This is a genomic window from Pseudomonas sp. DTU_2021_1001937_2_SI_NGA_ILE_001 (genome assembly GCF_032463525.1).
GTDB lineage: Bacteria > Pseudomonadota > Gammaproteobacteria > Pseudomonadales > Pseudomonadaceae > Aquipseudomonas.
The window spans coordinates 1,522,119-1,536,464 of the sequence record NZ_CP135971.1 but is presented as its reverse complement, the minus strand read 5'-3'; the positions used below and the strand labels follow the sequence as shown (position 1 = coordinate 1,536,464).

General features: G+C 63.2%; 5 protein-coding genes. 4 read left to right on the top strand and 1 reads right to left on the bottom strand.

Features of this window, described 5'->3' with window-relative positions; all coding sequences use genetic code 11:
* Positions 1 to 115: 115 nt before the first annotated feature.
* Entirely contained in the window at positions 116 to 5,080 is a 4,965-nt protein-coding gene (locus tag RRX38_RS06190; RefSeq protein ID WP_315961941.1) for an RHS repeat-associated core domain-containing protein, read from the bottom strand.
* A 220-nt stretch (positions 5,081 to 5,300) separates the two neighbouring features.
* On the opposite strand from RRX38_RS06190, the gene RRX38_RS06185 reads away from it, so the two are divergent.
* The 4 genes from RRX38_RS06185 to RRX38_RS06170 all read left to right on the top strand — a co-directional run bounded on the left by RRX38_RS06185 (position 5,301) and on the right by RRX38_RS06170 (position 14,330).
* Positions 5,301 to 7,088, top strand: a complete 1,788-nt coding sequence (locus tag RRX38_RS06185; RefSeq protein ID WP_315961940.1) for a hypothetical protein — start codon at positions 5,301 to 5,303, stop codon at positions 7,086 to 7,088.
* Between the two features lie 32 nt (positions 7,089 to 7,120).
* A complete protein-coding gene (locus tag RRX38_RS06180; RefSeq protein ID WP_315961939.1) occupies positions 7,121 to 9,538 on the top strand; it encodes a hypothetical protein in 2,418 nt (805 codons plus the stop codon).
* Complete coding sequence (locus tag RRX38_RS06175) at positions 9,528 to 11,960, top strand: hypothetical protein (RefSeq protein WP_315961938.1); 2,433 nt, start codon at positions 9,528 to 9,530, stop codon at positions 11,958 to 11,960. The genes RRX38_RS06180 and RRX38_RS06175 overlap by 11 nt, the downstream gene beginning before the upstream one ends.
* Positions 11,961 to 12,056: 96 nt before the next feature.
* Positions 12,057 to 14,330, top strand: coding sequence for a hypothetical protein (locus RRX38_RS06170; RefSeq protein ID WP_315961937.1), 2,274 nt, complete (start codon positions 12,057 to 12,059; stop codon positions 14,328 to 14,330).
* Positions 14,331 to 14,346 lie beyond the last annotated feature (16 nt).

Here is a 14,346-nt window from a genome sequence, read left to right as displayed (position 1 = left end):
ATTGAATGTAACTTATCGACGCATTTTCATATGAGTGCGACGGACTAAGGTCCAATGACGTAGCGATGGCGAGCAAGGGACCTGGCGACTTCGCCAAGTCCCTTGCTCTATCGTTCTAACGATGCACCGTCATCCCGCGAACAGGGTACAAGTTGCGCACGGTAATCCTGGGCAGGTAAACATGCGGCGCCCCCCTAGGCATGTCCGGTATCAGCGTTCCCCCATTGCGGGCTAACCCGCTGGGGCCGCTGGCGCTGTATCGGGCGGGTTGGGAAGCAGTTGTAAGCGTCGTCCGGGGAGTAGGCAAAGCGGATCGAGGCTGGAACAGAGTGAAATCGATGTCATCCAGGCTATTTCTTGCGACTGACGCCATGCCGGTACTGACCGATCCCCTGCCGATGGCCGCAGACGCCTGCCCAGCGGCCCTGGCGGCCTTGGCTGCACTGGCGGCCATCGAATAGGCCGCGCCACCGACGAGACCGGTCACGGCCGCGCCGATTCCCAGGTATTGCGCCCATTGATTGGCCTGTTCGTCACCCGTTGCCGTCCCGATGGCGCTGGCGACGGTGGAACCGGCGCTCAGAGCGGCAGAGGTCGAGAGCGCGCCGAAGGCGACGGCGCCGGAAAGCGAAACGCCGCCTGCGCTGGCGGCGCCGCCAGCCGCCGCAGAAGTGGCCGCTGTGGCACCGGCGGCTGCCGCCGTCGCCGCCGCCGTGCCTTCCGCCGCGCCAACGGCGACCGGTGTCAGTAAGCCATAGGTGGCGATAGCCGCCGCCACGGCGGCTACGGTGCCGATCACGCCCAGCGCCACGAACACCCAACCCAGGATGCTACCGCCGCTACCGCCACTGCCCCCCCAGCTCTCGTTCTCATGGTTGGTCCGCAGCCGCCCACTGAAGCCGATCGCAGCATGACCGGTGGGGTCGCGCAGGGCGATGGGGTTGCCCAGACAATAGGTGTAGGGGTTCAGCCCGCCAGCCTCGAACGGGCTGAGGCTGTCCGGGCTGTGGAAGCGCATCAGCGCCGGGTTGTAGGCCCGGTAGCCCTTGCCCAGCAGGTACCAGCCGCTGGCTTCGTCGAGCGGCTCGCCGTTGAAGCCCAGGGCTGCGCCGAGCGGTTGCTCGCTGGAGCGCTGACCGTAGGCGCTGTACACGGCCTGACGCAGGGAGTCGGGTGTCGCGGCGCCGCGTACGCTGTGGTTGGCATCGCAGAGCAGTAGCGTCTGCCGGTCATTGCCGGGTTGCTGCTGGCCCAGGGGTTGCTCGCCCGCGGCTGCTTGCAGCCAGTGGGTCTGCACGCCGTTTTGCACCTGGCTGCTGATCCTGTCGCCTTCGTAGAAATGCAGGGACTCGGCCTGGCCGGCCTGCTGGGTATTGACCAACTGATCGTGGCTGTCATAGCGATACTCGCCCAGCGCCTGGCCTGCGCTATCGCTGACCCGTTGCAGGCGGCTCAGGGGGTCGTAAGCCAGTTGTCGCCCCTGTTCGTCGTTGAGCTGGTTGCCATCGGCGTCGTAGCTGAAGCTCAGGTTGCCGCTGACCCTGGCCGGCGTGTAGCTGACGCCGGTCAACTGGCAGGGTGAGGCGGGGTCATAGGTGAAGCGTGCGCGTTCGCTCTGGCCATCGTCGAAACGGCTCAGCAGGGTGGTGATGTTGTCCAGCGCATCGAAGATGAACAACTGGCTGGTGATGCTTCGGCCCAGTTCATCGCGGGGCAGCAGGGTGCCGCTGCACAGGTGCTTGCTCAGGCGCCCGCGTGCGTCGTACTCGAAGTCTTCGTTGAGCAGCGTGCTGCCTGCCTGCTGCCAGTGACGGTTCTCCAGCAGCCCGTCGAGGCGCCAGCGCTGCTCGATGATCTGCTCGGGCTGGCCGGCCGGGCTGAGGGTGCGGAGGGTTTCGCGGCCCTGGTCGTCGTAGTCGATCAGTGTCTGCACCTGGTTGCCGCTGCCTTGGTCATGGCTGGTGATCGTCCGTGGGCGGCCGAGGGCGTCGTAGTCGAAGGTGCCGCGCAGCTTGCCCTGTTCCAGGGTCTTGAGCTTCCCGGCCTGGTCATAGGTCCGCCGGGTTGCCAGGCCTGCGCCGCCGTCGGCGGCCGGTTCGGTGGTCTTGATCAGGCGCTCTTGCCAGGACTGTTCATACAGGGTCTGCCATTCGCGACCCTGGGCGTCGATCCAATCCTGGCTGAGCAAGCGATTGTGCTCGTCGTAGCCATAGCGGCGGCAGCCCAAGGCGTTGCCGGCGGAGGTCAGGCGCGCACTCACCGGGTCATAGTCGAAGCTGGCCGTGTCGTTCGCCGTAGCCACCGTCACGGTGGTGGGGGTGTCGGTCAGTTGCAGGTTGTATTGATAGTCCATCTGGGCGCCGGCCCCGGTGGTGCGCTGCTGCACCTGCAGATGTCCGCCCTGATAGCTGAAGTGCTCGGTGCGCTGCCCGACGCTGACGTGGCTCAGGCGCGAAAGCCCGTCGAAGCCCTGTTCGCCCATCAGAGTGATCGCACCGGCGGCGTCGCGAACTTCGATCGCGGTGGCCAGTGCCTCGCTGCTATGGGGCGCGTAATGGCGAATGATCACGCTGTTGTCAGGCAAGGTGTTCTCAGTCAGGCGCGACCAGGCGTCGTAGGCGTAAACGGTCCGTTCGCCGTACTCGTCGGTCGATTCGATACAACGGCCCAGCCCGTCGTAGGCGTAGCCCAGATGGCTGACTTCAAGACCCTTTGCGTCCAGGCGGGCTTCTCGCGTGGGTTTGTCGAACAGGTTCATCCAGGTCTCGCTCAGGCCGCTGATCGCGCCATCGTCGCCCGCTGCCTGAGTCCAGCTGCGCACGATGGGGCCAGCGGACTCCGGGGTGCCGATGGGGTCGGTCTGGCGATGCTGGGCGACCCCATCAGGACCGACCACGCAGCGCTGCTCGCCCCAGATGTCGTATTCGTAGCGCTGGGCAAGCGTGAGAAGCTGGCCTTCCAGCTGGTCATGGTGAACCTCCTCGCTGATACGGTTCCAGGCGTCATAGCGGGCTTCATAGAGGGTCAGGGTGGCCCACGGATCGTGCTCATCGAGGTGGTCGCGCTGTTCTTCAACGGCCCGGCCCACACCGTCGAGCAGGGTGCGGGTAGTCACCTGGCGGGCGTCGACGACCGTCTGTTCGGCGAGGATGCCGGGCCTGTCGCTCAATACATAGCTGTAGTGCCGGGCCGCTTCGAAGGCCGTGCCGGGGGATAGGGTCTCCTGCACCAATCGGTCGAGCGCGTCGTAGCGGTAGTGGCACTCCACGTCATCGATCCGGGTCAGCAGGGTTTGTCCGCTGTACAGCGCGTCCTGGCGCAATACGGTGCGGCGGGCGTCGTCGAAGCCGATCGTGGTGTCGCTCACTTCGACCACCGGCTGCCCGGAGGGCGGGTCGTCCGGTTTGCTCCAGGCATGTTCGGTCACGGTCGTCAGGCCGTTGAGCGTCACGCTTTCCCGATGCCTGCGAACGTGGGCGAAGGCGTCCTGGGGAAGGTGCAGGTATTCGAATGCGCTGTGCTGGAGTTCGACCTCCGGGGTTCCGTCGTCCCGCCACTGCACCAGTGTTTCACTTTGCGGCGCTATCCAGTCGGGTTGGCCGCTGTCATCCAGGGCCGCCAGGCTCAGGTAGCGGTGGCGTGTGCAGGTCTGCGGCGCATCCCCTTGGCCAGGTGCCGGATGGCGGGTCCTGCTTTTGAGGTGCCGTACGAAACCCTCCGGGTCCGCCGGGCAGCCGTCTTCGGAACCATCGGCCGGATACCATTCCAGGCTCTCGGCGATGCCATTGGCCTGTTGCTGGTAAACCACGTTGCCGTGGTCGTCGAAGCGGCTGAGCAGGCGCTCGCTGCGGATGCGTGTGGCATCGTCGGTCAGGCTCCAGCTGGTCTTGACCTCGCTGGGCAGTTGGCACTGGCGGGGCTGTTGATCGAAGGGCAGGCCGTCGCGGTCATGGTAGGTAGTGGTCAGCGTCTTGCGGGTATTGCCCTGGGTGGTGACTTCTTCGGTGAGCAGGTGGAAACGGTTGAAGGTGCGCTGGATGGCGCGCACCGGCTGCCCGGCGACGTGCAGGGTCTCGGTGGTCTGGTATTGGTAGGGCTGGTTGTAGCGATAGAGGTTGTCCAGGCCATCGTCCAGCCAGGCGATGGGCAGCCCGGCACCCAGGAAATTGTGCTGGTTGCTGTTGTAGGTGTAGCGCACGTCCATTTCGGGCTGGCCACGGCCCGGGTGAATCACATGGCGGGTCACGCGGGGCAGGGGCGCCCGCCCGCTCTGGGCCGGAAAGGCATGCCCGGCGTCGCGGTAGTAGATGTCTTCCTGGGCTCCGGTGGGGGTATGGACCGTGCTCAGGCGCAGCTGGCCGTTGATCTCGCTGTAGTTCAGGCGCCACGAGGCGGGGTCCTCGGTGGGCAGGCTGATCCGCGCGACATGATAGTCGCTGCCTTCCAGGGTCATGACGAAGCGCGCCAGCGCGCCGTCCGGGCCTGCGTAGGGGCGCAGGAGAATTTCGACTTCATGGCTGCGGCGGATGATGCTCAGCAGCGTTTCGCCGCACGTGTCGGTAATGGTCTTCAACAGGGCGTGGCCGTTGAAGGTGTCGTAGTCCAGAGCAATGGCATGGCCGGCAGGAGACAGCACTTGAACCGGTACAGCCGCGCGTGAATGACTCGCACCGCGAACCTCGAGCATTTCCACCAGCCCGGATTTGTGCGTCAGCCGGTAACGCTCGTTGCCCAGGTCGTAGAGACGAAACCCCTCGATCTTCTGTTCTTTCATCAGCAGCCGGCCGTTGTCGCCGGTGCCGGTGACCTTGAAACTCTCGCCGCCGCTCACGGCGATCACCTGGTTGCTCAGCTGGTACTGCGAAAGTTGCAGGTTCCAGCCCAGGCCGAAGCCGCTGTCCAGAGTATTGAGCGGGTTGTAAGCCAGGGTCAGTGGCAGGTCCGGGCCGCGCAGCTCGTTGGCGGCCAGTGTCGGCAGGTCGATCGACAGGGTGTATTGCCCGGTCCGCGGGTCGACGCCGTTTTTCATGTAACCCATGAAGTTGAGTGCATTGGAGTGCACTGAAGTGGAAGCGGTCATCCTCTGAGCCTCGCTGTGGGGTCTGACGCCTGGCTGAGTGGCATGACGACTGGCGCGGTCCAGGCAGGGGGGATTGTGTTCAGACCCTAACAGCCTGTGCCGAGCCGCGGACCTAGCAGCGCTGCCAGCTGTGCTGCGGCCAGGGGCAAGGGTAAAAAAGGCGCCAGTGAACAGAACGGCCGTTGCCATTGAAGGCATCGACCTGAGCAAGGAGACCAACATGGCATTGCCCGCCCCCAAGGTGCCCGACCTGCAACCGGAAAACTGGATCGATCTGGACCAATTGGGCAGTGATGACCTGCTGACCTGGATCGATTACCCCGGCATTGCCGAGGGGGACGAGATCTTTCCCAACTGGCGCGGCTGCGGTGCCGATGGCAGTGTCCGTGACCTGTTGATGTCCTCTACGCCGGTAGTGGGGCTGGAGCCTGAAGGCTTCGCCTACCACATACCCAATGCGCTGTTGCACGAGCTGGACCAGGGTTGGGTGTTCTACTCGTACTTCATCGCCGACCTGGTGCAGCCGGGGCAGCCGGGCGAAGAGTCGCTGCGCCGGTTCTTCTACGTTGGCCAGCGTGACCGGCCGGCAGGACTACCGGGGCTCGGCGTACCCCAGTTCCGTGAGTCTCATGACCTGCAGGTGGTCCTCGAATGGATCACCGGCAACTCGGCCACGGTGGTGGTGCCGCCCTATGTCGCGATGTCGGTCGGTGATCAGGTCACCCTGACCCTGGCGCTGTACTTTGGCGAAAACGATCCCTTCGACGATCTGGTGCTGAAAAAGACCTTGACGGCGGCGGAGCTGAGGCTACCCCTGACCTGGTCGGTGCCGCGCAATGAGCTGGAAGTGATCGAGGACGGTTATCTGGAAGCCCGTTACCAGATCGACTATGCCACGCCCACCATCCCGACCCAGGGGCCGATGCAGCGTCTTGACGTCGTGTCCAAGGCCATCGCGCGGCTACCGGCTGTCACCATCGAGGGGTTCGGCGGTGGCTCTCTCGACCCGGAGCGATACCCAGACGGCATTACCCTGTTGGTCGAACCCTATATCGGTATGCAACCTGGCGATGATGTGCTGCTGCATGCCTCCGGGAGCGAGGCGCTGGACCGGTCGGTGCGGGTCGACGCCTCTGTGGTGGACAGCGGCTTGCTGGCCTTCAGGGTCGGGCATTCCTGGCTGGTTTCCAACAACGGCAAGCCAGTGACGTTCAGTTGGCAATACGCTCGGGGGGGCGCCTCCGGTAGCGGCGAGCCGCTGGCCGTGATGATACGCAAGCCACTCGACCTGCCATCGCCGGTGGTCGAGGGCGCTGAGCCCGAGGACCCGGTCGATGGTGTGCCAAGAGGCTACCTGTTTGCGATCAATATCACCGGGGGGGTGTTCATCCGGGTACCAGACGATGCTCAGGTCGGACCCGACGATGACCTGGAGATGCATTGGCAGGGGCATGGCAGTACGGGCAGCGTGGTGGTGACCGAACCCATGATCGGCACGCCCCGGCGGTTCTTCGTACCGCCAGCGGCGATACCCGCCAACATGGGGCAGCGTCTGGACGTGTTCTACCGGGTGACGCCCGCCGGGCAGGAGCCTGCGCAGTCCAGTGTGTTCGACCTGAAGATCTGTGGCATGACCTCGGGCTGGCCTGCCATCCAGGTGCGCAGCCCGGCGCAATCCAGGCCGTTATCGCTCGCGCAGGTCCCCGAAGCGGGAGCCCTGCTGGCCTTGAGTGCCTGGCCGTACATGGCGGTCCGGCAGCTCGTCAGGGTGTCTGTGCAAGGCGTGACCGCTGCCGGCCAACAGGTACAGGAGCTGCTGCGCTGGGATGACGACGAGCCGGTGACGGAGGACGAGTACCAGGCTGGCGAGCTACTGGTGATTCTGTCCAGGCCCTTTCTGCAAGGGCTGGCGCTGGGGCAGCCCTTCATACTCTCGGTGGGTACCAGCTTCGATGATGGTACCCACTACATCAGCTTTCCTGACGTTTCGATCCAACTGGTCGGCTGAGGTCCAGACGACCTTCTCAAGGAGAACCGCACATGTCCGCCAATACGATCGAAAGCCTGCTGGAATGGATGAAAACGGCTGATCCGATGATGGGTTGGGACTGTATCGCGGCGCTTTCGCGCGACAAGGCTAACCGAATCCTGCAGCAGGAGTACGTGGCTCGATTCGACACTGCCAGCTACCTGCCGCCGATCAGCGGGGTCGTGGATGAAACACGGACCAGCAGCCGACAGTATCTGCATGACTTCAGGCTCGACGTACCGCGTCTGTCATTCGAGAACGCCGATGTCGAGAACTCCGCTGCGCGTCTGACGATGTCGGTGGTGGGGGGGACGCAATTGTCCATGGAGCATGTGCTGGACGCTTGGTACGTGAGCCGCGTCAGCGAGATCGATCCCTTGCAGGGACCGCAACTGCATTTGGACCTCAAGCTGGACCGGGTGCCAGGTATCGTCGATGAAGAAGGGCGGGTAATGCTCGATCTGAAAGACAGCGACAACTTCAGCCTGACGTATGCCGATACCGAGTACGGCCGAAGCCTGGGTGGCGACTTCTTCCGGCAGTTGTTCAATACCCTGCCCGACGAACAGCGGATATTTACGTTGGGCGCTATCCAGCGCGGTGACAGTTCCGTATTACGGCCGCAATCGTTCAAGCTGCGGACCCAGCAGAACCCTGCGCAAGCTGCTGATGGCGCGATCCTGATCCTGATTCGCATGGCGGGTGGCAGCGAAGGTGACGTGCCGGGTACCGATTATCGCTATTTGATCCCGGATGATGAGCAGGAAGCATTCTCGGCGACTGTCATGTTGCCCAAGGATCACGTCTGGAAGCAGCTCGACCTGGGCGTTGACTTGCTAGCCTGTCTCAGGAGTCTGGTTCCGTTGGCGAACTTCGAGCTGACTCACACGGACGGGAAGCTGACAGGCGCTGTGGCGACATCTGGGCAGATGTGGTTCTCAGGCACGGAGATTTCCCTGCAGCCGATTCAGTTCGATGATTTCTGGATCAAGGTTGATGGGGCTGCAACCGATCTGGAATTGCCTGCCGACGGCAGCTCACCCCTGACATTGTCCGTGCAAGACGGCCGACCTTCGGTGACCTGGGCCACCTCAGGGTACAAGTACGTGTCCACGTTCATCTACGTAGTGGGGTCGAACGAAGAGCGACCACTCTATCAACGTACCGACTACAGCGTGAGTCTGTCGGCACGCTATGACCTGAAAGGCGAAGCAGGGGATATCAAGTGCGCTCCCGTGGACTGGAAACTGGACGTGACTTCGCAGGTAACCGATCTCGAGAGCCCGTCTGCCGAGCATCCAGGTGCATTCGAGTTCTGGGACGACCCGGCCTGGGCGATCAAGTTGCTCTGGATCACCGCCGAGATAGCCCGCCTGACATGGCTCGATATTGAAGAGCAGATCCAAGCCGAATTAGAGCGGTCATTACAGGTTTCCAATTCCATCACACCGTTCATCGACGAAAGCATCAAGCTTAATTTTGGCCATGCCATAGAGGTCGATCAGTTCCAGTTACCCAATGACGTCGTGGCATTTGGTCGTATCAACCCGAAACGTTCGCAGTTTGGCATCAGTCCTCTGCAACCCCTGGTGCTGGCGGGTACGACCCAACAGTTCTCTGTGCAGCCTGCGGTAGACAAGTTGCAGTGGAGCGTACAGAGCCTGGAAGGCGACACGGCGTCCCCTGGCACCATCGATGCCAATGGACTCTATCGGGCTCCGCCGGCCATTGCTTTCGAAGGCCGTTTCCTGCGCGTGCGGGTGCAGGCGACCGAGGTTGCTAGCGGTTACCACAGCGTTGCGCTGGTCACCGTCCTGGCCAACAGACTGACGGTCAACCCGCTGATCGTGGTTTGTGAGGCCGGTGGGCACGTGGAGTTGAATGCCGGTCAATGGGGTATCGCTCCGTTGCAGTGGTCGATCAGGAATCCCGGCCCGCAGAGTGGTCGGCTGCAGCCCAGCGAGCGACCAGACGGTGATCATGCCTATTGGGCTGCGGACAAGGCGCAGCCTGGCCAGACCTACGTGCTCGATGAGGTTGAGGTTCGCAACAGCCTGACGGGTGTAAACCGGATCATCTATGTACTGGCCCGGCTGGGGCTGCCGGGGTTGCTGGTCAGCATCGTGGAGGATGGTCCGGCGCCTGGCGCGGCGGTGCAGCTGCAGGCCACGGCCCAGGGACAAGTGGCCGAAAACGTGATGTGGCAGGTGGTGCCGCCCGGGGCCGGAAGTATCTCCCCCGAGGGACTGTTCACGCCCGAAAACGACGCTTCCGTTCGCTTTGCCCTGATCTTTGCCAAGGTAGAAATATTCGGTTTCGTCCTGGAGGGGCACATCATTTTGCCTTTGCCGTTGACGCGCTACCCCGATGAAGTGCAAAGGCTGCGCAAGGCACCGGCGCGGCGAATAAGCGGCGAGGATGTCGACTGAGATCTCTACAGCGACGCGTCGAGGTGCCGGCGAACATGCTGATGCCAGCGGCGTGGCGGTCTGGGCAAGCCAGGGAGGTTTTGCCATGAGCGGTAACTCATTGGAGCAACTGCTGCAGTGGATGCGTGATCCGGCTTCGGACGTGATGCGTGGTTGGGGCGCCATCGTGGCCATGTCGCGGGACAAGGCCAACCAGATTCTTGCTCAGGACTATATCGAGCGTTTCGATTCCAACAGCAGTCTGCCGCCCATCAGCGGCGAGATTACCCTGAGTCGCAAGGAGTACAAGGAGCTTATCCACGACTTCGTCCTGGATGCGCCGCGCCTGTCATTCGAGAACGCGCAGTTGCAGAGCTCCCTGGCGCGCCTGGCGATGCCCGTGATCAGTGGTATGCAGGTCAGCATGCTGAAGACAGCCAACGTCTGGCAAACCTCGCGAGTGGCCGAGGTCAATGCCTTGCAGGGGCCGACGCTGTATCTGGAGTTGGAGCTGGATCGGGTGCCCGGTGAAGTGGATACCGATGGCCGGGTCAAGCTCGACCTGCAACACAGCGATCGTTTCACCTTGACCTTTGTACGCCAAGATGCGGATCAGTTGTTGGGTGGGGAATTTTTCAGACAGCAATTCAATGCGCTGCCCGAGCAGCAGCGGGTCTTTGTCCTGGGGCGCATCGAACAAGGCAACCTACCGTTGTTGCAGCCGCAGTCGTTCCGCTTGCGAACGCAAGGTGATGGTAGCGCGGGTGCAGAAGGTGCCTTGCTGGTCTTTTTACGAATGAGCGGAAGCGAGGAAGGACAGAACATCGGTAGCAACTGGCGGTACCTGATACCTGACGACCCCGAGAAGCAGTATTCGGCAGCCCTGTTGCTAGGCCAGTCGGAAATCCTTTCATCGACACTGTTAGGTGGCTTGTGCGCTGGCTTTTCAGAACTACAGATGAACCTCCGCTACCTGGACGGTCGCCTGGCCTGCATGGAGGGAGCGGCTGGATACCTGGTCATTCCGGGAGCCACGCATGTCTTGACGTCGGGAGAAGTGGAGGTGAACGCTGAGGTGGGCGAGCTTCGATTGCCCGTTGCATCGGCCCAGCCCCTGAGCCTGAGCGTTCAGCAGGAGACGCTGGCTGTGGAATGGCATACGGCAGATACCACCACGGTCACCTTCAGGGTCGGTAACGCAACCATGCGCACGGTCTATACCGCTGGCGCGAGCTTGTCGGCCCGTTATCAGCTGGGTTCGACGGCAAACTGCAGCTGCATGGTCGAGCGCTCCGAACTTGTCGTGACGCCCTTCGCGCATATTGGTCAGTCGCCGGAGTCCGTTGGCGGGGGGGTGTCAGAGGTCAACTGGAACCTGGTGCTGATAGTCGCGATGAGCCTGTTGCCGCCCCTTGTGAAAGCAGGTTTGAGGGCAAGAGTGGCACGAGCCTTCGAGGAGTCCTTCGACCCGGGGCCATTAGTCGAGGTGGTGATCAATGATCTGCTGCAGTTCGGGTTCAGGCAGGCCATCGTACCCGAGTCGATCAGCGCACCTCGTGATTACCTGTGTGTCGGGCACGTCAACCCGGTACTCACTGCTTTCTCGGTCAGTCCCCAGCAGGCCGTGGTCGGTGCCGGGGGGCATCTGGACTTCGTGAGCGAGCCTGCGGTCGCCGGGCTCACCTGGAGCCTGACGGCCCTGCAGGGCGACGAGGCCGGGCAGATTGACGCCAGCGGCCGCTACCAGGCCCCTGCGGCAGGGCACTTGCAAGCTGCTTCTACACGGGTGCGTGTCACTGCCACCCACGCCAGTGGTGAACGCAGCTCGGCGCTGATCACGGTGATGACCCATGCCATCAGCGTCGACCCACTGATCGTGGTCTGCGACTCCAGCGACCCGGTGGAGCTGCAGGCCGCTCATCTGGACAATGGGCAGCTGGAGTGGCAGATCCTGAACCCGGTCGCGGGTGAAAGCGGCCAGCTGGAAGCCAGCACGCAGCCTGACGGTGATCATGCCTATCGGCGTGCTGTCGGCCCGGTGCCTGGAAAAACCTTTGTGCTCGACGAGGTTCAGGTGCGCCACGTCGCCAGCGGTCAGACACGCTCCATCCATGTGTTGGCCCAGTTCAATACGTCGCCCTTGCTGGTCAGGGTTGCGGCCCAGAGTACGTTGGAGCATGGGCGTGTGCAGTTGCAGGCGCTGCTCAATGGCCAGGTGCTGGACACCGTGCAGTGGCGGCTGCCCCTGGCAGGGCCGGGGCAGATAGACGATCAGGGGTGGTACAGCGCCGACGAGGACGCCTCGCCGGGGTTCGCGCTGGTTTTCGCGCGGATCGAGGCGTCGGGACTGAGTTTCGAAAACTTCATCATTTTGCCGCTGCCGCTGGCCAGCTACCCGAGCGAAATGGCCCTGCTCGGCGAGGGGCCGGACAGCTCGCCATGACCTGTCAAAGAACGCACGTATGGCCAGTCTGTCTTCGGTCGAAGCAGGCAAGCAGCCCGTCGCAGACGACCGCACAAATGCCAAGGAGGCTATCCCATGAGCGATAACTCGCTACACAGCTTGCTGCAATGGATGCGCGGTGGTTCGCGACTTTATGGCTGGGACGCGCTCATCGCGCTTTCCGGCCAGTCTATCAACGACGCGCTGACCAGAACCCATGGGCTGCGCAGCAGCCAGGGCCTGGAATGGCGAGTGCCTGACGTGATGCTCTCCCTGCCGGACAGCAACCTGACGCTGCATCTCAACGGCCTGACGTTCGCGGCACCACGTCTGACATTCCAGCGTCCGTCCCTGCAAAGTGCCGACTTGCAATTGCGCGTGCCCCTGCTGATGGGCACGGTCTTGCGGGTCGGCCATACCGCAGGGTTGGCGCAGGTGGTTCGCTTGGGCACCTTCGACCCGCTGAATGCGCCCGGCCTGTCTCTGGATGTTCAGCCGGATACCGAACAGTGCGCCATCGCGCTGGACGTGGGGCGCGCAGAGAACGGGGTTCTGGATATCTGGTCTTCGGCTGCTGAACAGCGCGAAGCGGGCCACTACCTGCAAGCCTGGTGGCAGGGGCTGGACGATGAACGCAGGCGTTGGCAGATCGGCACCTTGGGCGAGACTGACAATCCGCTGACCCACGGCGAGCGGATCGTGGTGCGCAGCCAGGTCAATGCCAGTACCGGGGCCGCCGATGGTGCGCAGGGCGCAGTACTGGCCTTCGTCAACATGCAACACGGCCAGCCGGGCGGTTACCCCGGTGAGGGGGCCGACTTTCGCTACCTGATTCCTGATGATCCAGAGCAGGACTTCACCTGGACGGCCTTGTTTTCCAGCCACCTGCAGCACCGTGCGGCACTGGGTAATGCCTTGCTGAAAACTCTCGAAAACCCGCAGTTCGACTACTTGCCGGACGCTAGGGGGGCACTGGAGCGCATGGTCGCCAGGCAGGGTGTCCTGCAAATTCCGCCCGGCCGGTATCGCGGTCCAGGCCTGGAGTTCGAATACGCAGCATTCAGTGTCGAGGTCGTCAGCGAGCAACAGCCATTGACACTGGTGTTCGAACCGGATGCTGCCGCCAAGGTGTGGCGCTTCCCCTGCACGATGACGTTTCGCTATCGCCCACATCAGGGGCCGCAGTGGATGGAGCACACGGCGCAGTTCGAAGTGAACCTGCAATACAACTTCTATCTGAATGCTGAGCCATCTTCGCCAGACGGGGTAGAAGGACAGTTGTTCGTGCCTTACGAGCTGACGCCGCAGGCCACCCACGTGCAAGGTCTGCCAGCCTTGCCCGACGATGAGCGAGCCCAGATCGAGGGGTTCGTTGCCTTCGTCTACAAGCGTGCCCTCCTGGAGCAGTTGGCCATAACGTTGACGGCCACCAGCTGCCAGGATGTCCTTCGAGCCTCGCGGCTTGGCGACGATCAGACGTTGCAGGTCGGGCTCAGCGTGCTCCCAGCGGACTTGGCTGTATTCGGCAGCCTGGCCAGTGCGGATGCACGCTTTCGGGTGGTCGCTTCACAGAACCTGATGGTCGCCGGCAGTAGCCAGCAATTGTCTGTGCAGCCGCCACGCGGTGAGTTGAACTGGACGGTGCAGGGGCTGCCAGGCTACCCCGGAGCGCCGGGAAGCGTCGACGCCCAGGGGCTCTATCAGGCGCCGCCGGCCCATGCCTTGAATGGTCCGTTAGGCCGTGTACTGGTCATTGCCAGCGATCCAGCGTCTGGCGAAACGGACTTCGCCCCACTCACTATCCTGCGCCAAGGGCTGGCGGTCGACCCTTTGTTGCAAGTGTGCAATTACAGCGAGCAGGTCGAGCTGATCTGCCACGCACTGGGAGAAGGTCCCTTTGACTGGTCGATCCTCGAACCGGTCGAGGGTGAAAGCGGCACGCTGCAACCCGACGGTGCTCGCTGTACCTATCAGGCCGGCCCCTTGAGCGCCGCCAAGGTGTACGTGATTGATCGCATCGAGGTTGCCGAACGACAGACCGGACAGCGTCGGGTCGCCACGGTACTGGCGCTGCATCGGGTTTCTCCCGTGGCGATCCGTCCTGTGCTGGAGCCTCAGCAGCGGGCGCAGAGCGTGCGCCTGCAGGCCAGCATCAGCGGCAATGTGGTAGCCGCCGAGTGGAGTTTGCCCCAAGGCGGTCCTGGCAGCATCGATGCCGACGGGCTGTATCTGGCCGACCCGTTGAGCCAGGAATCGTTCGTGGTGGTCGCCGCTGCGGTCAGCGCCAGCGGGCTGCGGCTGGAGGGATACAGCATCCTGCCGCTGCCGTTGAGCCAGTTCCCCACGGTCATGGCCGCGCTGGCCGGATGACGGGCGAGCTGCCACG

What these genes read in the sequence shown, in the direction of transcription:
- RRX38_RS06190 (WP_315961941.1), bottom strand. Translation starts at nt 5,080, where the DNA reads ATGACCGCTTCCACTTCAGTGCACTCCAATGCACTCAACTTCATGGGT.
- RRX38_RS06185 (WP_315961940.1), top strand. Translation starts at nt 5,301, where the DNA reads ATGGCATTGCCCGCCCCCAAGGTGCCCGACCTGCAACCGGAAAACTGG.
- RRX38_RS06180 (WP_315961939.1), top strand. Translation starts at nt 7,121, where the DNA reads ATGTCCGCCAATACGATCGAAAGCCTGCTGGAATGGATGAAAACGGCT.
- RRX38_RS06175 (WP_315961938.1), top strand. Translation starts at nt 9,528, where the DNA reads ATGTCGACTGAGATCTCTACAGCGACGCGTCGAGGTGCCGGCGAACAT.
- RRX38_RS06170 (WP_315961937.1), top strand. Translation starts at nt 12,057, where the DNA reads ATGAGCGATAACTCGCTACACAGCTTGCTGCAATGGATGCGCGGTGGT.